The sequence below is a fragment of the Aureimonas sp. AU4 genome (assembly GCF_001463765.1).
In the GTDB taxonomy this organism is placed as follows: Bacteria; Pseudomonadota; Alphaproteobacteria; order Rhizobiales; family Rhizobiaceae; genus Aureimonas.
In genome coordinates this window covers 1-19514 of record NZ_BBWK01000075.1, presented here as the reverse complement: position 1 = coordinate 19514, position 19514 = coordinate 1, and the positions used below count along the sequence as shown (strand labels likewise).

Here is a 19514-nt window from a genome sequence, read left to right as displayed (position 1 = left end):
ACTGAGTTCGGACCATGCGCCCCGATATTTCGCGTTGTCGAAGGGAGTATTTCGGACGAGTCCCGTGCAAACCACTGATTCGGTGCTGCCTGTAGTGCCGGTTGGAGCGCTGGTCCTTAACCCTGATGCGAACGCCGAGCGGCAGCGGGACCGTCGATGAGAAAAGTTCGGATCGCCATCCTGCTACCCATGATCGTTGCGTCCGGTTGGGCGCGGGCCGACGATGGCGTGGAAGCCGGCCTTTCGATGGCGGCACCCGGCTGGATCGCAACGCTTGGATTGAGCGCCGAGGTTGCGACCGGCGGTGGCAAGTCGATCTTGCCTACGACGATCGATATCCGACGCGCCGACGAGCCCGCAGGGTTCGGCGCGCCGGACGATGCCTCGGGACTCTCGCTGTTGGAAAGCGGCCCCATGACGTTCGGTCCCGCAATCGATTTCCGCTACGCGGATGGCCGCTTCGCTCTGGACGCTGGTGCCTTTGCCGAATACTGGGCCGTCGAAGATCGCTTGCGCCTGCGCATCGAGGCGCTCCACGATCTACGCGGCGGCGGCGGCCACGTCACCTTCGGAAGCGACGCCGTATTTCCCATTCGCTCGGCGACCGCGTCGATCGGTCCGCGCCTGACCCTCGGCGATCGGGATTATTTTCGCACCACGGCCGATACGAGAGAGCGAAACCCGGTCAGCGATCGCTTCTATGCGGAAGCCACCGCCGTTCTGAAGGTTCCCGTCAACGATACGCTGTCCATAACAGCCTACGACGAATTACAGGTTCCGCTCGCGGGGAATGGCGCCCGAAACGGTGCCGTCCAGAACACCCTCGGGCTGGAATTCGACGTTTCCTTTCGCCTGTCTGGCCTTCGCTGATCCACGTCAGGCGGCGACGGTCTTCGACACGACGACGCCATGCTTCTTGATACGGTGCCAGAGGCTGCGCTCGTTGATACCCAGAAGCCGAGCCGCCTCGACTTGCACGCCGTTCGTCTCGCGCAGCGCCGCGAGGATGCGACCGCGCTCGAAAGCGTCGACCGCCGCATCGAGGTCGATCGGAAACACCGGTCGGGTCTCTTCGAGGGTGGCAGCCGGCCGGTCGGCGACATAGGGGGGCAAGTCCTCGACCTCTATGGTCGCGCCTTTCGAGGTGATGAGCGACCGTTCGACGCAGTTCTGCAACTCGCGGATGTTGCCGGGCCAGCCGTAGTCCGTCAGGTGCTCGGTCGCCGCCGGGCTGAAGCCGACGCCCCTGCGCCCGACCTGAAGTCCGATCTCCGCCGTGAAGCGCTGAAGGAGAAGCGGGATGTCGCCGCGCCGGTCACGCAAGGGCGGAAGCGCGATCGGGAACACCGCGAGCCGATAGAAGAGATCTTCCCGAAAACGCCCGTCCGCGACCATCGCCTTGAGATCGCGGTTGGTAGCCGCAACGATGCGGACGTCGACATTGCGTGTCTGAGGAGAGCCGACCGGCTCGAACTGGCGCTCCTGCAGGACGCGAAGGATCTTGGCTTGGAGAGAGAGCGGCATGTCGCCGATCTCGTCTAGAAATAAGGTCCCGCCGTCGGCCTGCGCGAAGCGCCCGACGCGGTTGGCGGTCGCGCCCGTGAACGCACCTTTCACATGCCCGAAAAACTCGCTCTCCAGAAGCTGCTCAGGTATCGCGGCCGCGTTCACGGCCACGAAGGGCTTGCGCTGCCGCGGCCCGTTGAAGTGGATCGCCCGCGCAACGACCTCCTTGCCGGTCCCGCTCTCGCCCGTCACGAGAACCGTGGTGCGTGAAGAGGCGACTTCGGTGACGAGCTTCATCACCTCCTGCATCGCGGGCGAATTGCCGACCATGCCATCGATGCTGTAGCGGCCGACGAGTTCGCGGCGTAGCCGGTCGTTGTCGCGAAGCGCATCGTGGAGGTTGAGAGCGTTGCCGACGGTCGCCTCCAGCTCATCCAGCTCGATCGGCTTGCCAATGTAATCGAAGGCGCCCCCCTTGATCAGTTGCACCGCCTCGCGCAGCGTCGTGAAGGCGGTCATCACCACGACCGGCAGGATAGGGTGAGCACGGCGGATTTCGGCCAGGAGCTCTCGCCCCGACACGCCGGGCATCCTCAGATCGGTGAGAACGAGGTCCACCGGCTCACGCTCCAAGGCTACGAGCGCCGACGCACCGCTGGAAGCCTGAACGATTCCATAGCCGAGACTTTCCAGCATGCCTCCCAGAACGTCGAGCAGCCGCTCCTCGTCGTCGACGATCAGAATCGTGTGTGTCATGGCCCTCAGGTTGATGTGAGTGCAGCTTCGGCTAGTGGCAGGGTTATCTCGAAGACCGCTCCCCCTCGTTCGCCGTTGCGCGCCTCGATCCAGCCGCCATGACTCTCAACGATCGCGAAGACGGTCGCAAGACCGAGGCCGGTTCCCTGTTCCTTCGTCGTGACGAAGGGGTCGAAGATGCGCTCCAGAAGTTCCGGTGGGATGCCCGGACCTTCGTCCGCAAAGAGAAAGGACACCGAACCGGGTTCCGCCAGCCGGGTGACGTCGATGCGGATGCGCCCGGCGTCGCGGCTATCCATGGCCTGCAGAGCGTTGATGACGAGGTTCAGGAACGCCTGGACGATCTGATCGAGATCGACGCGCAGAAGAGCACTTTCCGCCCTATTTTCGACGATCAGCGCGATGCCCTGACCGTCCGCTGCCGTCTGGCAGGAGGCCATCGTATGACGCATCAGCTCATCGGAGGTCACCAAGCTCGTGCGCTGTACGGGCCGCGCGAAGACCAGGAAGTCGCGGATCAGCCGGTCGATGCGTCGCACCTCATCTGCGACGTATCCAAGGCGTCGCCGGTCAGCCTCGACGCTCGACCCTCGCTGAACGAGTTCGGCGGTCGTCTTGATGATACCGAGCGGGTTGCGAACCTCATGTGCGAAGCCCGCCGCTATCTCTCCGAGCGTCGCGAAGCGTTCCTTGCGTCTGAGCCGCCCTTGGAGACGGCGATAGTCCTGCAGTTGCTCCGACATGGCGTTGAATGCGATCGCGAGATGGTCGAGTTCATCCTCGCCCGAGACGGCGATGCGCTGCGTGAAGTCACCCGCCGCGACCGCACCGACGCCGGCCGACAGCTGCGCGACGCGTCTCGTCACGAAGGCCGACAAGACGATGCCGGCGAGCATGGCGAGAACCATGCCCGTGGCAAAGACCAGAAGGAGCAGCCGGTGCGATCCGAGGATCGGAAGGCTTCCGAGATCGAGGTCGAGCGAGCAGGCAATCACGCCGTTCAGCTGGTCGCCATTCTCGATCGGCAGGTAAACTCCGATCGCCGAGCCGTCAGAGCGTCCCGGGGTGTCGAGATAGTCGCCCGGCGCGAGTTGCTCGAGCCGAGACTGGACTTCCGTAGACAGGCGATTTCCGGCGGGCGCACCCGATGACGAGTAAACCGGGGTCAACGATCCATCGATACGATAGAAGAGCGTGAGGTCGAGCGAACCGATCGTATCGATATCCTCGATGAACGACGCATCGAGAAAGGTGCCGAGAAAGACGTCGACAGGTCCGGTCGACGTATCGATACGTTGGTCGCGCCCGGTGACGAGAAGCGTGCGGCCGTCTCCACGGAAAAGATACACAGCCTGGCTGCCTTCAAACGGAAGGCGTTTGAGCTCCTCGACGCTTTCGTTCGAGTAGAGGAGCCGCCCGTCCGGCTCACGCAGTGTCAGGAGGTCGAAACCGAATGGCTCCGAATCCTCCCTCCATCCCCCAAGCGAACGCGCGGTACGCACACGGGAAGCGATATGATCGACGCGGCGACGGATTTCGGGGGTCTCCAGCGCACGACCTGCCTCCGTTCCGCCGCGCGCGACGCCGGCCAGGAAGAAGCGGCCGATCTGCGTCAGCCAGGATTCGACGTTTTCTTGGTAAGTCGCCGACACGACGGAAGCCGCGATCTGCGACGTGATGAGCATTGGAACGACGCAGACCATGGCGAGGATCGCCACGAGCTTCCATCGGATCGAACGGCGCCACCAGCCGAACGGTCTCCTCATTCGCTCTCGTCGCCCATGAGAAACAAACCACCAAGAATGAGGCCGATGCCGCACAGGCGCCAGCCATCCACGACCTCGCCGAAGAAAAGCACGGAAGCCGAGACGATCGCGAGCGTCACGATCGAGCTCATGGGGAATCCCCGGGACAAGGGCACCCGGTCGAGGATCATCATCCAGGCGGCAAACGACAGGAGATAACCGACCGCGCCGACCAGCACGAGCGGCTCTCCGACTGCGGCGACGACGAAGGCTCGGCCGAAAGGAAGCCCGGACAGCGCCGCGCCGCCTGCCTTCATGGCTGCCTGCGCGAGCGTCTCGAAGATGACGAGGCCGCTCCAGGCGGCGAACGTCCGCGGGCGCAATCGAGGTTTCGAGGAAACCTGAACGGAACTCATCCTGCCTCTCTCGCGTCGACAAGATCGGCAATCGCGGGATCGAAGCGGTCGAGGCGCACAAACCGAGCGATTTGAAGAAGGAGCGCGTTGGCGGCACGGTTTCGATGCCGGAAATACTGCTCGTTCGGCGACAGTCGGCAGCCAAGCCGCAGCTTCGGCCCGTAGAACGCCTGTCCGCTTTGATATACGGGAACCCGGTTCTCGATGCACCAGGCCACGTTCACCATCCAACTGTTGAAGTAGAAATTGAGATCCCGTGCGACGGCGTAGTCCATGCCGATATATTTGTCGATGAGCCGTGTCGGCGTCTCGATGACGAAGTTGAAGCCGAACAGTCTCTCGTCGTGATAGTAGAGGACCATGGAGGCATTGGGCGCGAGCCGCGAGAGCATGGCGGGAAAATAGTCGCGCGGCAGGTACTCGAACTGGAGTTCGCTGCTTTCGACGGTCTGGCAGTACAACGCGTAGATCGTGTCGGCGACGTCGTCGATACTGCGCCGGCGCTCGACACGGACGCCGCTAAACGCCTTGGACTTGCGTTTCAGGTCCTTGCGCGTGTTGCGACCAAGGCTCGCGAGATAGTCCGCGACGCTGGCAAAGGGTAGATCGAGACTGGCCGTCGGCAGACCCGGGAGCAAGGCGAAGCCGCTTTCGCTCGCGATCGGCTCCCAAAGCGCGCGATCTGCCTCGGCCGCATCCTTTACGGCGAACAAGCCGTATCCAAGCCCTTCCGCCTCTGTGCGGGCAGCCGCAACGAGGCGGCGCAGTGCCTCCAGCCGGTCCGGTGCGCGCGCGGCTATGCCGACCTGACAGATCTCGGCAACCGGGGAGCCGAGCGCGAAGAGGCTCACCTCCATCAAACGTGGGATGAAGCGGTAGAAGCGGTCGGTGACGCGACGTAGAGGTCCCTGAAGGGTGGTGTCCAGTCGGTAGCGCGTGCCGAAGGCGGGCACGATGGCGAGCGGTCCCGCCTCATCCGACAGAACAGCGTAGAACCACATGAAGCCGGGCGGACCGGCCTCTTCGCAAGCCAGGAAAAAGTCGAAGTTCTCCGCCTCGTTCGGGAAACAGCTTTCCCATGCCGCACGCCCTACCGTTTCGACGGTCGTGTGAAGAGCGAATTGCTTGTTCATGTTGGTGAGCTCTCCCGAAGGAGGGTCTCCGACGCGACGGCGCTCGGAGCCCCGTGCCGCCGCATGAAGTCCACCGACAGGTCGGCGACCCTTCCTCGTTCCCGGTCCACAGTGATCATGTGGTAGCTGTCATGAAGGAGATGGGTTTCGACCGGACCGCCACTGCGACGCGCTATGAAGCGGGCATTGCGCGGACTGCTGACGTCGTCCTCGTTGGCTTGGAGGACGAGGCTCGGTGTTCGGATCTCGCCAAGACGGCGTTTGACGGTGCGGATCAGCTTCAGGAGTTCATGAAGACTCGCCCCCGGCGTGTCGAGCAGCCCCGCCTCATCGCTGTGCCCCTTCGTCATGGCGGCGACGATCTTCGCGCGCAGCCGATCGTCCTTGAGGCCGAAGGGATAGCTTTCCCGAAACGTGCAGAAGCGGCTGAAGCCCAACGCGAGGGCAGGGGAGAGTAGGACGTGCGAGCGCGGTATGCTCCACCCGTCGTAGAAAAGGGTCGGAGAGTAGAGAAGCGTTCCGTCGACGCGATCGCCTAACTTGGCAGCAACCATCAGGGACAAGAGCGCGCCCATCGACAGTCCTCCGACGAAGACGCGCTCGTGAAGCCCCGCCAGTCGCTCCGCCGCCCCACAGGCTGCATCCGCCCAATCCGTCCAGCGTGTCGCGACCAGATCCGCCTGCGTACCGCAATGGCCGGGAAGACGCAGTCCTTCCACGGTGAACCCGGCCTGCGAGATGCGTTTCCCAACGATCTTCATCTCCGCAGGCGTTCCGCCGAGGCCATGAATCAGCAGGACAGCCGCATCGCCGCCGCGAAAACGGAAGCCCTCGCCGGATGGCACGGACGTTTGAAATGGGGCGTTCATGCATTGGCTCCGACTAGGGCCGCGCCGGCAGCGATCATGACGGTGGCGATCCACCGGCGGGGCGGAATCATCTCGCCGAGAAGGAAGCGGCTCGCGAGCACGACGCCGACATAGGAGAGGGTAGCGATCGGAAAGGCTTCCGAAAGGTCGAGACGCGAAAGAACAAAGAGCCAGGCGGTGAACTCGGCGCCATAAACGAGAACGCCGCACAGAATGGCGGGCGAGCCGAGGACACGGCACATAAGGCTGTCCTCAATAGCCTCGTGCGAGCCATCCAGGCCCCGCTTGAAAAGAAGCTGTCCGACGACGTCGAGCATGACTGTGACGCACAGGACTGGCAGGGCCGCGTTCACAACAAGGCCTCGAAGGCATCAAGCAGGATACGGTTCGTCTCGGCATTGCGCAGGAGACCTGCTTCCAGACAGGCTTCGGACGGACGACTTGGCTGGTCGACGAGGCATTCGGCGATCTTCATCGGGTTGTGATGGCGCAGCGGGGCATACTCTCCGCAAATGTCGGCGCCGACGATCCGTCGCGCATCGGCGACGATGCGTAGGGCCTCGGTCAGACGCTCGAGCGGCATGAGACCTTGATCCCAGTTCGTTAGAGCTTCGGCAGGGGCAAGCACGTCCTTATCGACGGTTATCCAGACGCGCGCGGTCGGGATCCGCTCGACGACGCCTTGCATGAAGGCCGCAAAGTCCTCGTCCGCGACGTTGCGCCATGACAGAAGGCCCCCACGGCAATCGTGACCCTCGCCGCAGGTGACCGGGAAACGGGTTGTCGTAGGCGCTCGTCGCCAGGCAAAAACCTGATGTCGCCCCTCAGACAGGGCGCCGAGATTGGCGCGTTTGCGATCCGGCCGGTCGAGGTCGTCGGAACAGGGACCAATCGTCACGACGCGACGGACATGCTCCATCTCCAAGGCCATGTTGACCCAGGCTCCGCAATGACGGGAGGGGAAGCAGCGGCACCAGTCGGGATGATTGTCGAAGTGAACGACCGTAAGGGGCCCAGGCGCGCGCGCGAGAAGGGCCGCCGTAACGTGATGGAAGTCGCCGGAGCCGACCATGGTCAAACGGGGCATCTGACCAGCGGCATCCGCTTCGCCGAGCGCTTCCATCAGTCGGTCCCAACTGTCTGTGTTCGACCAGAGCCTCAGACGCGGCCCAAGGGCGGCAAGGTCCAGCTGCGCCGCGCGCCCGTCGTGGAGACGCTCGCGTATGGGTGACTGGCGCGTAAGGCTTCCGTCGAGGTCGAGGACGCGAATAGGGGATGCGATCATGCCGCCTCCCGCCCTCGCAGGTGGATGAGCGCGCCCGGCAGCATGGCCGCGAGGTCTGCAAACGTCTCGAAGCGAAGGTACGGTCGCTTCTCGCGCTCGCAATGGTCTGCCAACGCGCCTTTGGCGAAGACGAGATCGACGGCCGAGCTGGCGCAGAAGTCCGAGCGTCCGTCGCCGATCATGATGACCGGAGTGCCCGTCCGCTGCCTGGCCGCGGCGGCGCATTTGCAGGTACCGGCCACGGAAGCGCAGTCTGTGCGAGCGTGGGGGTGCTCGAGCCGGAAGCGCCGCTCACCCTCCCTCACGAGCCGGTTTGCCAAGACTGGTACGTCACCGGCACCGACGTTGCTGAGGATCGAGCGGATGGCATAGTCGATCCCGTCGCTGACCACCGCCAGACGTGCGCCGAGACTGCGCGCAAGACCCAGAAAGGTTGGAAAACCCGGATCGATCCCCACGTCCGCGAGCGACGTTTCCAACTCGGCGAGCGAACAGCGGAGAAGTTCGATCTGACGGGCCATGCACTCGCGCGACCCTATCTCACCACCCTCCCAACGCGCCTCCCAATCGCGCCAGCCGGGTGCCGCGAAGCGTTCCAGAAGGAAGTCCGTCACGTCGCGGGTCGTAATCGTGCCGTCGAAGTCGCAGAGAATGTCGAATGCCATGGACCGGCCCTTGCTGTGGGCGTCTCGCGCCCTCGGCATACTCCGCTGCAAGCACCATGCCAGATCGACACGATGGGTGCCGAGCCGGTCCCACCGGCTAACCCATGATGATCCGGGTCGTGAACCCCCTCCAAACTTTGGAGATCGGGCCACCGCAAACGCGGGTCGTGAAGCCTAGATCCCGCGTAAGCCCCGGGGGTGACATGTGAATCCATGCGATCCTCCAAATTATGGAGGTATCCACGCATCCTGTGGCTGCGTCTGCGGCGGTCAGGAGCGACTCCGGCTTCAAGCCTCGTCGAGGCAGGCCTTTCCACGATCTGGCACGAGGGTTGCAAAGCGCTCTGGCAGACCATCCGCGCCGTATCGGCCGATGGCGATCGGCCGGGACTTACCCGGTCCCTGTCGGAGATATGCGATGAACGTCGCCCTGAAGATGCAGCGCGAGACCGTCATGAGCGCGAGCCTGTTCGCGAAGGCCCAGGACGTGATCCCGGGCGGCGTCAACTCCACCGCACGCGCAACGTGGTCCGGCTGGGAGCCCTATCCGCTTTTCGTCTCGAGCGGCTACGGCTCGCATGTCGTCGATGCGGACGGCAACGACTATGTCGACTACCTGCTTGGGCTCGGACCGATGCTGCTGGGGCACCGCCCGCCGCGCGTCACGCGAGCGGTCGTCAACCAGATCGAGAATGTCGGTACGGTATTTGCGCTACCGGCCGCAGCGGAAGCCGAACTCGCGAGCAAGATCATCGCGGCCGTGCCGAGCGTGGAGCAGGTGCGTCTCTCGAACACCGGCACCGAAGCCGTGCTCTACGCGACTCGCCTCGCTCGGGCCTTCACCGGTCGTCGGCGTATCGTTCGCTTTGAGGGCATGTACCATGGGTTCTCGGACGCCGTTTACTGGAGCAAGCATCCGAAGATCGCCGATGCCGGCCCGGATGGAAGCCCGATCCCCGTTCCCCAGGGCCCCGGCTTGCCCAAAGGCGTGGAGGAGAACCTTCTGATCCTGCCCTGGAACGACATCGAGGCCTTGCGCAACGCCATCCGCGTTCATGGCCACGAGATCGCGGCGGTCCTGACCGAACCCATGATGTGCAACACCGGCTGCATTCTACCCGGACCCGGCTATCTCGAGGCCATGCGCGACATGACCGCGGCCGCCGGCATCCTGCTCATCTTCGATGAGGTGATCACGGGTTTCCGTCTGAGTCTGGCCGGCGCGCAAGGCGTCTTTGGGATTACGCCCGACCTGTCGGTCTTCGCCAAGGGGTTGGGCGGCGGTTTCCCGGTAGCGGCCATAGGTGGAAGGCGCGACATCATGAGCCTTGTATCGGACGGCACGGTCTCGCTTGCGGGAACCTATACGGCCAACGGCATAGCGGTGGCCGCCGCGAATGCGACGCTCGACGAACTCGCCGTCCCCGGTGCCTACGATCGGCTTTACGCCATCTCGGATCGGCTGCGCTTGGGTCTTGAGGAGATTTTCGCCCGCGAGAAGCTTCCGGCCCATGTCGTCGGTCTCGGGCCGGTGCTTCAGGTATGGTTCTCAAAAACGCAGATCCGCAATTACCGCGACGCCGAGCGACACGCCGACCAAGACATGTTTCGACGCTGGTGGCTGGGAATGATCGAGCGAGGAATCCTCTTCCATCCCGGCGCCTACGAGAATCTCTTCCTGTCTTTCGCACACACCGAAACGGACGTCGACCTGACGTTGGCGGCTGCAGCGGATGTCGTGCGCCATCTCGGATGACGTCGCGCCGATCGTACATCGTCGCGCCCGAGCGATGAATCAACGCCACCGAGATCGGCATATCGGAACCCGGATCACGCAGGCGGATTCACATCCGTCTGCATACGGATGCCTTCTGATTGCCGGTCCTAGGAACAATGGAGCGCGCTCTTCGGGTGAACCGAGGGCGACAATCGCCGGTAAACATCCGGCACATTGTATGGAGAAATCGATGTTCAAGGTCACATCAACGATCCTCGTCGCCATCATCACGATGGCTTCGGCCCCTTCCTACGCGGCCGGCTGCCTGAAAGGCGCAGCTGTTGGCGGCGTCGGGGGTCACTTCATCGGTAAGGGACACGCAGTCGCTGGTGCGGCGGTCGGATGTGTCGTGGGTCGCCATCGCGCCAAGGTCGAGGCTAAGAAGCAAGCCGAAGCCCAAGCCCAGACCACGACGCAACCGGCGACCGGCAAGTAGCCAGTCACCTCGCTTTCGCGGGTCGCGCGGAAAGGGCGGAGTTGTATCCCGCCCTTCCTGCCGAGGAACTATTTCTGTCGGCCATGCGCGCCGAAATGGCATGGAGAACAGGTCAATCGCGGTCCGTTCTGAGCGCACACGCCGCTTTCGAGTTAGGGGGCGAAGTGCGAAATGATCGCCCTCAGGAAACGAGACGATGGCTGGACCGGGAGCCAGTAGGGTTGAGTCGATTGACGCTCCGGCCCTACGAGCGGTAAAGCGCGATGGTACTCGCTCGTTCATCGGCAACCGAACAGCCGCTCGCTTCTCGTCGGACGCGGCGGATTCGACTGTGCTGAAGACGACGAGTCGGGATGGGTGGCCGAGTGGTTTAAGGCAGCGGTCTTGAAATTCGTTTGCGAGCGTTCCACATCGTCCGCCACCATCCGCTAACGTGCTACGTTTGCTGGTTTCTCGCGTTGCGCTTTCCGGTTTCGTCCTGCCTATTCCTTTACCGTGCTACCGCGTTGGGTAGCAAAATGGTAGCAGCGCGTTCACATCCTGTTCCTTAGCTATGAACCTCGCTCGTATCCGCCGCAGCAGCCGTTATGAGGCTGATCCTGACTCATCGCTTCCGATGGACTAGCAGTGTTCCATGCCGCAGGTGAGCAAGGAGAGCATGAGGTGGGACTGCGGTCAGATCTTGCGTTTGGAACAAATCAGGAACATCTTTCGGCTGTGCCTTCGATGCCATGGCCGTGCGGAATGCGTCGAACGAACTGCGGAAACCTTGCCGACATGGCAGTGGCAGCTGCAAAAACGCACTACGTTCCGCGAGATTGGAATTTGGTACTGTTATCGTGACTCAGGAATCGGCGAAGCCAGAGGATCGTATCAAAGCGGCCGTGATCGACCGTTTGGTCGACGCTTGCCATGTTGATGCGGACTCGGTTCTCATCTCCGAAATGACAGTTGCCGACTGGTCGCGTCGGGCTGATGTCGTTCTCGCGAACGGCCACTTGTGGGGCTTCGAGGTAAAATCAGAAGCCGATAACCTGACACGCCTCCCTGGCCAGATCGACACGTTCCGGAGGCACTTTGAGAAGCTGGTGGTCGTGAGTGCCAAACGCTTCGAGGCAGCGGTTGGCAGCATGATCCCGCCAGGGGTTGGACTTTGGATCGAGGACAACGGCGAGATCAAGCAGAAGGTGGCGCCTCGGTGTTTCAAACTCACGAAACAGGCGTACCTTTCCCTCATGACTGCTACTGAGATCGCAAGTCTCCTATCGTGCAACGGCTTGAAGGTTAAGAAGGGGACGACCCGTCTGCAGCTCGTCGAGTCGGCAGAGAAGCTTCCTCTAACGGACCTGGCTGGATCCGCGCGGGCAGCGATCAAACGACGTTATCGCGGCAGACATGCAGAGTTCATAGGCATTCGCGATACGATTGGCACCCTAGCGGCAATGCCTCGCCTGAAGCGCCCCCGATCGCTGGTCATTGCAACGGGTTCGGAGCGTCCGGTGCAAACCTTGACCGATGAGGCGTGCGACGAGGTCTCATCGGATCACCCTCAGTTCATGTGGGCGCCTGGTGGGCCGGTGTTGCGGCGTAAGACTTCCTAGAACAATTCCTCAATGCCCTCCGCGATGCTCGCGGCTAAATTAGCTTGACGCTCTATGTGCATATTCACGCGGACCGCAATCCAATTTGCTGGCGATCCGAAACCAGGCTCAACGACGCCGGTACGTGCAGTTCGCGCGATCAATGCTGCACCCCAAACGTCATTTGCGAACGCTGGATCCCAATCCGCAGATGCTACGATCTGACGAGCGCACTCGGCATACCCGCCCGCATCCTCGCGTCGCCGGTGGTATAGCCAGGTGTATTCCAAACAGTAGTCAATACGCGGGACGAAGCGACTAATGACAGGCTCGAAGGGCTCAGGATAAATTGAGGCGTGATCGCCGTAGATCGCGACTTCATCGCCTCCAATTTGTGCGTGTAGTTCCCGCTCAATTATTTCGAGTGATCCCTGAAACTCACCGTAGACGGACACGGCTTTGGGGTAACTGGACGACGTGACACAGACCCGAACTGTTGGATCAGTCGTCCGCAACGCCGATATGATCCGCCTCGCTTCAGTTTCTTTCGGGTCCACAGCGCCGCGGATGTATCCGAGATCGAGAATGATCAGCAGATTGTTCACATCATCTACAGCCGAAAGAGCAGCTTGCATCGCCGCCAGATCCTGTGCCGGCTGGCGGGAGCGGATGACCACCGCGCCAAATTCGCGCTCAAGGAGTATGACTTGGCGGACGAAAGCTCGGCCTGGAACCCCCTCGCGTAGCAACGCGACCGGTGTCACACCGTTCGCTCGTTGCAGTAAATCCCGCCAATTGCCGTACGCATTCGCTGGATCGCACAACCGTTCCCAGTCAGAACAAGCTTGTCCAGGATACGTATTCAAATCCAAGAAGCATTGACCAACCCTCTGTGCGATTGCCTCTACAACGCGCTCTGATTGGTCCATCCGTCCATTTTTGCCGAGTGAGACTATTGGATGAATGGCGTCCTTAGTTTCCGGTCTCAATTCAGAGAAGCCGCGCAGCTCAGCTTGCCGTGACCGGATGGATGGGATGTAGCGCAACGCATCGAGAAGCTGGGGGCCTTGCAGGTTCATTCTTCACCTACTCCGTCGTCACCGATCGCGCCGACGTTGATAGCAGCGGCCTGAGCTGGGTTCCGCGGTCGCCGTCGTGGAGGGGGATTGGCCGCCCCCGTTGAACCCATTTGCAGTACCGTCAGAACTGATTGCGAAACATTCTCGGCAGTCGAACTCCAATGATCAGCCTGCCGTCTAGCGTTCGCAAGTTCAGTCTTAAGTACCTCAACGTCTTTTTTCAGTTCTGAAATGCGGTTCCTCTCACGGCTATTCGCAATGAGAAGGAAAATGCAGAGAGTCCATGCCGAACCCGCGGCAAGGCCGATAAGCGTCTTCACGTCGTCGAATATAAGTGCGCCAACGCCAACCACGGATCCCACGGCGGATCCGACGATCAGCAACGCGCCGATAAAAGACTGCTCCGAAAGATCGGGGGTTTTCAGCCAGATACTCCGCTGCCACGCTGATTCGCCTCTCAACAATAGCGCCTCAAAGAAATCTGGGCGAGTGAGTCGACAACCAGAGAGCGTCCTGAACGCTTCGCTTGAAGCCTTTATTCCAAACCGGCTGACAGACGATCTGCGTTGATGGGGTATGCTGAAAACGGAGGAGATCCCACCGACGCAGGGGTCGCAATTTGCTAGCCCACCGGTGACCTTACAATCCGTGACCCCATCCGATGGGGTGGTATTTCACCACCTCGCCTAGTGTGCTGAGTTTTCAGCATACCCCATTCCAGGGGGTGCAGATTCTGCACCCCACCCCGGCGAAGGGCATAGCGATCCGCGACCCCCTTCAAGGGTCTGCTCAGAAGTGAGCATACGTCGCCGGCGAAGGGGGTAACGTCTGGTTAGACCCTTCGGGGTCTCCGCAGATGTGGGATACCCCTACACCTCGCCGCCACGGACGCTCGGCCGGATCACGATCGCCGGGTTGCGGCTCGACCCACCCTTCTCGAGCGGGACCTCGCGGAACATGAAGCGGATGTCTGCCTCGCCGTCGAAGCGGGTCGAGGCGACCGCCGCCACGGCTGCGTAGACGCCGCGCGGCGCCTGCTTCGAGCGCGCCGGCAGCCCGTCCTTCGGATCCAGTTTGCGAGCATACGGCAGGTCCGATGCGATGACGTACTCACGGGCGTCGGGAATGTCGCCGGTCGACGAGAGCCGCAGCTCGGCACCGTCGGCGAAGACCGTGTGGCTGTCCTGGTAGGCGCCGGACAGCCGCGGCGACTCCTCTTCGAGCGCCTGCAGGATCCAGCGCACGGCCTGCGTCTCGACGTTCCAGACGGCGACGATCTTGCCGTCCGGCCGCACCGAGCCGAGCGGCGCACCGGCACGCCCGTCGACGCTGACACGGGGCTTTGCAATCAGCCGGCCGAGCGCCTGACTGTTCTCGATCGTCGTCACCTCGATCTGCTCGCGGGCAAAGTCCGCGAGCATCTTCGAGCGAGCCTTCGGGCTGGCGAACTCGTCGACGAGGAGCGCGATCTCGCGAGAGAACGCGTCGCCCGTCACTGCAGCGTTGCCGGGCCCGCGACGTCGTTGGCGGGCGACAGCGGCGGGCGCTTCGCTTCGGGCTCGATCTCGAAGCGGTAGTGGCTCCCGCTGCGCTCGCCTCGCGGCTTGCCCGCGATGTCCGCCAGGATCTCGAACAGCTGACGCATGGCGTCGTACTGTGACGGGTCGAGCGCGACGGCCGGCGGACAGTCCTCCGGGAAGACGAGCGCCATGGACGCCAACGGCACGGTGTTCACGATCGCGTCGTCGATGATCTGGCGGCCGAGCATCATGCCAGCACGCCAGTCCTCAAGGATGTGGGTGAACAGGTCCTGCACGCCCTTGCGGTACCGTTCCTTGGCGAGCGTCGCCCAGGCAAAGCGGTTGCCGGCCGTGAACTGCACCGGCAGCTTGTCGCGGACATGCGCCTCGATCAGCTTGCCCCGCTCGCGGAACAAGGTCAGCTGCGTCATCAGATCGCCGACCCAGATCAGGTTCGCCGTACAGAGCCGGACGAGCTCGTCGCTGGTCGTCTCGAACAGATCCTGGCCGAACTGCTCGGCCGTGACGATCAGCGTCGCCGTGTAGGTGTTGAGCGGTTGGACCTCGGCTCCGACTGGCGTCTCCGTCGGCGCGGGATTCTGTCGTGCAAGCGTCTTTGCCCGAGCGGCGCGCTTCGGCGCGGCTCGTGCGGTCTTGGCGGTGCGGGTTTGCGGCTTCTGGCGGCTGGTCATCAGGCGGCCCTTCCATGCTGTGCGGCCCAGGCTCGGCGGGCACGGCGGTTGAGGTGTGCGGGGGGGTCGTCCGGCGCGGGATCGCGCACGGGCGGATCGTGGTCCGGCGCATCGAGGCCGACTTCGCGGGCGATGCGCTGGAAGGACTCGTGGAGAAGCGCGTACATGCGCTCGTCCCAGCGCGTGGCGGGCGGCTCGTTCGGGAAGATCAGGGCGTGCGAGGCGGCGGGGATGAACTTGTCGAGCACCATCTGGAAGACGTCGTGCTCGCGATCGGCCAGCTCCATCCACTCCGTGACGGTCGCCCGCACGTTGGCTTCCGCTGCCGCCCGATAGGCCTCCTTGACGAGCGACCGCGGCAACCGCTCGCGGCGCGCCGTCTCGGTCAGCCCGTGGGCCCTCTCGCGAAGGTGCCCGAAGAAGCCGACGAGGTCGCCGACGTCCTCGGGCTTGGCTGCGAGATGCCGCTGCCAATCCGCATCCGCCTCGGCCAAGAGCCGATGTCCGAGCTTGACCGCTTCCGACGTCATGCCGCCGTCCTCAGCGCGTCGGCTACGCGCCGGTTGCGCTCCGCGATGCGGGCGCGCAGGACGTCCTTCGGCGACAATGCTTCCGGCTCGGTCATTGCGACGCCGACCTGATCGGCCCAACGATGCAGAACGCGCTGCGAGATGCCGTCTGCGGTGATCTCGGTTACCTCCACATGGCCACCGACGACGCTGACGCGCCCGTTCTCCTCATGCCCGTCCAGCTCGTCGATCTGCCGGCGCTGCGCCATCATGATTGGGACGCCGTGCATCTTCGGATCGAAGGTCTCGCAGAACTGCGGATCGGACACGAAGAGGCCGAGCTTGGGCAGTGCCTCGAACGCCTCGTTGTCCTCAAGGTAGGGGCACAGGACGTAGCCCTCGATCTCCGTCAGCTCGCCGGCCTTCCAGTCGCCGCCGGCCCGGGTCGTGAAGACGAGGTGGCGCGGACGTTCGTCCTTCGCCGACCAACCCATCATATGCAGCTCGAAGTCGGGGAAGCCCGCGTTCGCCAGGAACTCGGCCGCGCCCAGCGCCCAGCCGCCGAGGAACTCTTCGCCGCGCCCGGCGACGTCGTCGATGTCGCGGAACCCGATGCTCATGTGGTGCGCCAGGCTCGGCGCGATCGCCGAACAGCCACGCGCGGCGATCGCCATATGCAGGTTCGGGATCGAGACCGTCTTGCTGCCGAACCCGAGCGGCACGCCGGCCGCGGAGTAGAAGGCGCCATCGGTCATCAGGACGCCGCGGTCACGCCGCAAGAACGCATTGATCGCTGTCACGACCGTTTCCTTTCTGTGCCTGGTACGCGGCAAAGCGACGGCGCATGTCCGCACGTGTCGCGGGGCCGCGTTTGCCGAGAGGGGACGAGATGATGCCGACGGCGGCGCCGACGCCCATGCCGATCGGACCGGCGGCCGATCCAAGGCCGAGCGCACCGCCGAACTGCGAGGCGAGCTCGGCACCACCCATGAGACCGGACAGGCCGCCCGAGAAGACGTTGCCGGACTGGTAGCCGGCGCCCGCGATGCCGAGCAGGCCGGTCAGCGCGCCAAAGCCGGCCTGACCGCGTGTCATCTGCGGCAGGCTGCCGGCGCCCGCGTCGTCGAAGCGTCCGCCGCCGTAGCCTTCCGGTCCGGCGCGACGGGAATAGTCCATCATGCCCTGGCTGACGCCGCCGGCAATCAGGCGCTGGTCCTGCGACTTGCTGCCCAGGCCCATGCCGACCGACTCGACGCCGGGGAAGTATCCGCGCTGCTTGGCCGTCAGGCCGTTCGCCCATGACCCGCCCTGCATGCGGTTGGCGCCGCCGAGGTCGAAGTGCATGGAGTCGAGCGCGCCGTACTTACCCTTCGGCCCCTGAAAGTAGCCGCCGAACGTGAACAGCTTGTCGAGCGCCGGAAACAGCTCCTGCTGGACCCCCTTCGCGACCTGCGCCAGCTTCTCGTAGACACGGAAGTCGGCCGCGCTCTGGTAGTTGTTCAGGGCCCGCCCGCTGGCGTCGTAGATTTGGACGTCAGCTGCCATGCCTTTGGGGTGGAACCCTTTGTTCCCGGGCCGGGAGGCGACGCCCGAGATGGCCTCCACGCGGTAGCCGGGGAAGCGCTGAGCCGCAGTCTCAAGGATCGTCATCAGACGCGTGTCGACGCCGGAGTTGAAGCGCTTGGCGTAGGTCATCACTTGACCGCTGACGGCGGCTGCCGCCTGACCGAAGTCCGTCGGGCGAGCGGTCGGCGTCGGAACGTAGCCGGTCGCGCCGCCTGCGTTCGTGTTCGCCGCAATGCGCGGAGGCGTGGTGCCGATCTGGCCGAGCAGTCCAGCCAGACCGCCGCCCTTGGCGTCACCGCTTTTGCCGTCGAACAGGTTGCCGAACAGACGATCGAAGCCGGCGCTGGCCAACTGCTGCCCGAGACCCGCAAAGGCCTTCGCGATGGAGTCGATCGCGCCTTCGCCCTCGCCGATGGACGAGATCAGGTCGCCGAACGCCTTTTTACCGGCATCGCGCATGTCGTAGAGGCGATCGTTCGCCTCGTGCAGGCGGTTGTTCAGCCGCAGCTGCGCCGCATCCGCCTTACCTTGTGCGCTCTCGAACTCGACGCCGATCGATCGAAGCTGATCGGCGATCCGCTGATCTTCCGGCGATCGCGTTGCCTGCTGACGGTCAAAGAGCAGGTCGCGCTCGAAGTTCAGGCGCTGCGTCGCCTCGGTCAGGCGCCCGATCTGCTCGGCCTGCTGGCGCATGCTGTCGGTGAGCGTGACCGTCGCGTCATCGAAGCCCGCTGCGCGCGCCGCATCCTTCGCTTGGGCGAGCAGCTCGAACTCGGCGCGTAGGCGCGCGACCTCGCCGACCGACTTGCCGACCACGTCGTACTCGAATTGCGCCTGCTCGATCTGGCGCTGCGTCGCGCGTGCCTGTTCGGTCGCGGCCTGGCTCGCCTGCTGGCGCGCCTGCGCCATCGTCAGCGCGCTTGCCTCGGCAGATCGTGCGGCGGCATAGGACTGATCATAGCCCTGGCCGATTGCGTCGTTGAACGCACGCTGACCGGCGGTGGCCGCCTTCTGCGCTGCGGTGATGTCACCGACCGCCTTCAGGTCGAGCGCATAGCCGGCGCGGCGCGTCTCCTCACTGCGGGTCGCCTCCTTCGAGATCAAGGCGAGCGCAGCTTCCTTCTCTGCCTGCAGGGCGGCAAGACCGATCGTATCGGTCGTGGCGCGCTTGTAGGCGGCAATCCGCTGGTCATACGTCTGTGCGGTGTCGGCGAGCTGCCGCTCGACCGGCGACAGGTCGAAGTTCCTGAGTGCGTTCTGCGCGGCCTTCGCCGCATCCGTGTAGGCCTCGAGGCCCTCGCGCTGACCGCGCAGCTGATCGCGGAAGCCGTCCATTGCTGCGGGATCGAGCTTGCCTAGCGTTCCGGTGACGCCGCCGAAGCGGTCGCGCAGATCGAAGGGGTTCGCCTCGTTCGGGTTGGACGTGACCCTGCCGCCCTTGCCGCCGAGCTTCGCCGCAGCGTCCGCCACAGCATTGATCTGCCGCTCGAGGTCCTGGGCGCGCTCGCTGGCGATGCGAATCTGATCGGCGAATTGCGCTGCGAAGGTCGGCGATGCGGGATCGAGCCGAATGCGCAGCATCTCAGCGGCGAACTCCTTCGCCGTGATCCGCCCCTTACGCAGATCCGTGTAGAGATCCCGGATCTCGCGATGAGCGTCGGACATACCGCCCGAGCGGGCCCGTAGGATGTTCTCGGTTAGTCCTGGAGCGCTGTTCAGGTCGCGGACGGCGGCCTGATAGTCCTGGCGCAACTCGCGGGCACGGGCCTGCGTATCGAGAAGGGCAGCGGACGGGTTGCCGGCGGCAAGGCCCTGCGCTCGCTCGTAGTGCTCGCGGGCGGCGTTACCGGCGCCCTTCCATCCCGCTTCGAGGCGCTTGAGCGCCCCCTCGAATGACTTGACGCTCTCCTCGGCCGACCGGGCTTCGGGGCCCTTTGTCATGTACCAGAGCGCGCCGACAGCGGCGGTGACGCCCGCCAC

At 63.9% G+C, this 19514-nt stretch carries 18 protein-coding genes; 4 read left to right on the top strand and 14 right to left on the bottom strand.

Going from position 1 to position 19514, the window contains the following annotated elements; translation table 11 throughout:
- The first annotated feature begins 156 nt into the window (after positions 1-156).
- The gene (locus tag AUL35_RS19075) at positions 157-870 is read left to right on the top strand and encodes a MipA/OmpV family protein (RefSeq protein WP_156418084.1); all 714 of its coding nucleotides are present in this window, start codon (positions 157-159) and stop codon (positions 868-870) included.
- Positions 871-876: 6 nt separating this feature from the next.
- On the opposite strand, the gene AUL35_RS19070 is transcribed toward AUL35_RS19075, so the two are convergent.
- The 8 genes from AUL35_RS19070 to AUL35_RS19035 form a co-directional block, all read right to left on the bottom strand.
- Positions 877-2262 (bottom strand): sigma-54 dependent transcriptional regulator, encoded by a 1386-nt coding sequence (locus AUL35_RS19070; protein WP_062017803.1) that lies wholly within the window; start codon positions 2260-2262, stop codon positions 877-879.
- Positions 2263-2267: 5 nt separating this feature from the next.
- On the bottom strand, positions 2268-4028 hold the full coding sequence (locus tag AUL35_RS19065; RefSeq protein ID WP_062017801.1) for an ATP-binding protein: 1761 nt from the start codon (positions 4026-4028) through the stop codon (positions 2268-2270).
- Complete coding sequence (locus tag AUL35_RS19060) at positions 4025-4390, bottom strand: EamA family transporter (protein ID WP_062017799.1); 366 nt, start codon at positions 4388-4390, stop codon at positions 4025-4027. Before AUL35_RS19060 ends, AUL35_RS19065 begins: the two co-directional genes overlap by 4 nt.
- Positions 4391-4419: 29 nt before the next feature.
- Positions 4420-5556 carry a GNAT family N-acetyltransferase gene (locus tag AUL35_RS19055; RefSeq protein ID WP_062017797.1) on the bottom strand — a complete coding sequence of 379 codons (1137 nt, stop codon included), beginning with the start codon at positions 5554-5556 and terminating at the stop codon, positions 4420-4422.
- Positions 5553-6479 (bottom strand): carboxylesterase, encoded by a 927-nt coding sequence (locus tag AUL35_RS19050; RefSeq protein ID WP_156418083.1) that lies wholly within the window; start codon positions 6477-6479, stop codon positions 5553-5555. The genes AUL35_RS19055 and AUL35_RS19050 overlap by 4 nt, the downstream gene beginning before the upstream one ends.
- On the bottom strand, positions 6422-6667 hold the full coding sequence (locus AUL35_RS19045; RefSeq protein WP_192847123.1) for an EamA family transporter: 246 nt from the start codon (positions 6665-6667) through the stop codon (positions 6422-6424). Before AUL35_RS19045 ends, AUL35_RS19050 begins: the two co-directional genes overlap by 58 nt.
- Before the next feature lie 107 nt (positions 6668-6774).
- Complete coding sequence (locus AUL35_RS19040) at positions 6775-7710, bottom strand: arginase (protein WP_202814287.1); 936 nt, start codon at positions 7708-7710, stop codon at positions 6775-6777.
- Positions 7707-8375: an MtnX-like HAD-IB family phosphatase gene (locus AUL35_RS19035; protein WP_192847122.1), complete on the bottom strand. Its 669-nt coding sequence runs from the start codon at positions 8373-8375 to the stop codon at positions 7707-7709. The genes AUL35_RS19040 and AUL35_RS19035 overlap by 4 nt, the downstream gene beginning before the upstream one ends.
- Before the next feature lie 418 nt (positions 8376-8793).
- Here AUL35_RS19035 and AUL35_RS19030 point away from each other — a divergent pair, with 418 nt between their 5' ends.
- The 3 genes from AUL35_RS19030 (at position 8794) to AUL35_RS19020 (ending at position 12189) form a co-directional block, all read left to right on the top strand.
- On the top strand, positions 8794-10131 hold the full coding sequence (locus AUL35_RS19030; protein ID WP_062017788.1) for an aspartate aminotransferase family protein: 1338 nt from the start codon (positions 8794-8796) through the stop codon (positions 10129-10131).
- Between the two features lie 211 nt (positions 10132-10342).
- A complete protein-coding gene (locus AUL35_RS19025) occupies positions 10343-10588 on the top strand; it encodes a hypothetical protein (RefSeq protein ID WP_062017786.1) in 246 nt (81 codons plus the stop codon).
- A gap of 839 nt (positions 10589-11427) precedes the next feature.
- Positions 11428-12189, top strand: a complete 762-nt coding sequence (locus AUL35_RS19020) for a sce7726 family protein (RefSeq protein WP_192847121.1) — start codon at positions 11428-11430, stop codon at positions 12187-12189.
- On the opposite strand, the gene AUL35_RS21730 is transcribed toward AUL35_RS19020, so the two are convergent.
- The 6 genes from AUL35_RS21730 to AUL35_RS18995 form a co-directional block, all read right to left on the bottom strand.
- A complete protein-coding gene (locus AUL35_RS21730; protein ID WP_082666463.1) occupies positions 12186-13247 on the bottom strand; it encodes a beta family protein in 1062 nt (353 codons plus the stop codon). The two genes, AUL35_RS19020 and AUL35_RS21730, sit on opposite strands and share 4 nt — an antisense overlap.
- Positions 13248-14116: 869 nt before the next feature.
- Complete coding sequence (locus tag AUL35_RS19015; protein WP_062017782.1) at positions 14117-14743, bottom strand: hypothetical protein; 627 nt, start codon at positions 14741-14743, stop codon at positions 14117-14119.
- Positions 14740-15459 (bottom strand): hypothetical protein, encoded by a 720-nt coding sequence (locus AUL35_RS19010; protein ID WP_062017780.1) that lies wholly within the window; start codon positions 15457-15459, stop codon positions 14740-14742. The genes AUL35_RS19015 and AUL35_RS19010 overlap by 4 nt, the downstream gene beginning before the upstream one ends.
- Positions 15459-15989, bottom strand: a complete 531-nt coding sequence (locus AUL35_RS19005; protein WP_062017778.1) for a hypothetical protein — start codon at positions 15987-15989, stop codon at positions 15459-15461. Before AUL35_RS19005 ends, AUL35_RS19010 begins: the two co-directional genes overlap by 1 nt.
- Positions 15986-16768: a hypothetical protein gene (locus AUL35_RS19000; RefSeq protein WP_156418081.1), complete on the bottom strand. Its 783-nt coding sequence runs from the start codon at positions 16766-16768 to the stop codon at positions 15986-15988. Before AUL35_RS19000 ends, AUL35_RS19005 begins: the two co-directional genes overlap by 4 nt.
- Positions 16737-19286: a hypothetical protein gene (locus tag AUL35_RS18995; protein WP_156418080.1), complete on the bottom strand. Its 2550-nt coding sequence runs from the start codon at positions 19284-19286 to the stop codon at positions 16737-16739. Before AUL35_RS18995 ends, AUL35_RS19000 begins: the two co-directional genes overlap by 32 nt.
- Between the last annotated feature and the right edge of the window lie 228 nt (positions 19287-19514).

Bases quoted from the DNA above. Each gene is read 5' to 3' on its own strand.
- AUL35_RS19065 (WP_062017801.1), bottom strand. From the start codon at position 4,028: ATGAGGAGACCGTTCGGCTGGTGGCGCCGTTCGATCCGATGGAAGCTC.
- AUL35_RS19055 (WP_062017797.1), bottom strand. From the start codon at position 5,556: ATGAACAAGCAATTCGCTCTTCACACGACCGTCGAAACGGTAGGGCGT.
- AUL35_RS19035 (WP_192847122.1), bottom strand. From the start codon at position 8,375: ATGGCATTCGACATTCTCTGCGACTTCGACGGCACGATTACGACCCGC.
- AUL35_RS19025 (WP_062017786.1), top strand. From the start codon at position 10,343: ATGTTCAAGGTCACATCAACGATCCTCGTCGCCATCATCACGATGGCT.
- AUL35_RS19005 (WP_062017778.1), bottom strand. From the start codon at position 15,989: ATGACGTCGGAAGCGGTCAAGCTCGGACATCGGCTCTTGGCCGAGGCG.
- AUL35_RS19070 (WP_062017803.1), bottom strand. From the start codon at position 2,262: ATGACACACACGATTCTGATCGTCGACGACGAGGAGCGGCTGCTCGAC.
- AUL35_RS21730 (WP_082666463.1), bottom strand. From the start codon at position 13,247: ATGAACCTGCAAGGCCCCCAGCTTCTCGATGCGTTGCGCTACATCCCA.
- AUL35_RS19040 (WP_202814287.1), bottom strand. From the start codon at position 7,710: ATGATCGCATCCCCTATTCGCGTCCTCGACCTCGACGGAAGCCTTACG.
- AUL35_RS19010 (WP_062017780.1), bottom strand. From the start codon at position 15,459: ATGACCAGCCGCCAGAAGCCGCAAACCCGCACCGCCAAGACCGCACGA.
- AUL35_RS19075 (WP_156418084.1), top strand. From the start codon at position 157: ATGAGAAAAGTTCGGATCGCCATCCTGCTACCCATGATCGTTGCGTCC.
- AUL35_RS19030 (WP_062017788.1), top strand. From the start codon at position 8,794: ATGAACGTCGCCCTGAAGATGCAGCGCGAGACCGTCATGAGCGCGAGC.
- AUL35_RS19045 (WP_192847123.1), bottom strand. From the start codon at position 6,667: ATGTGCCGTGTCCTCGGCTCGCCCGCCATTCTGTGCGGCGTTCTCGTT.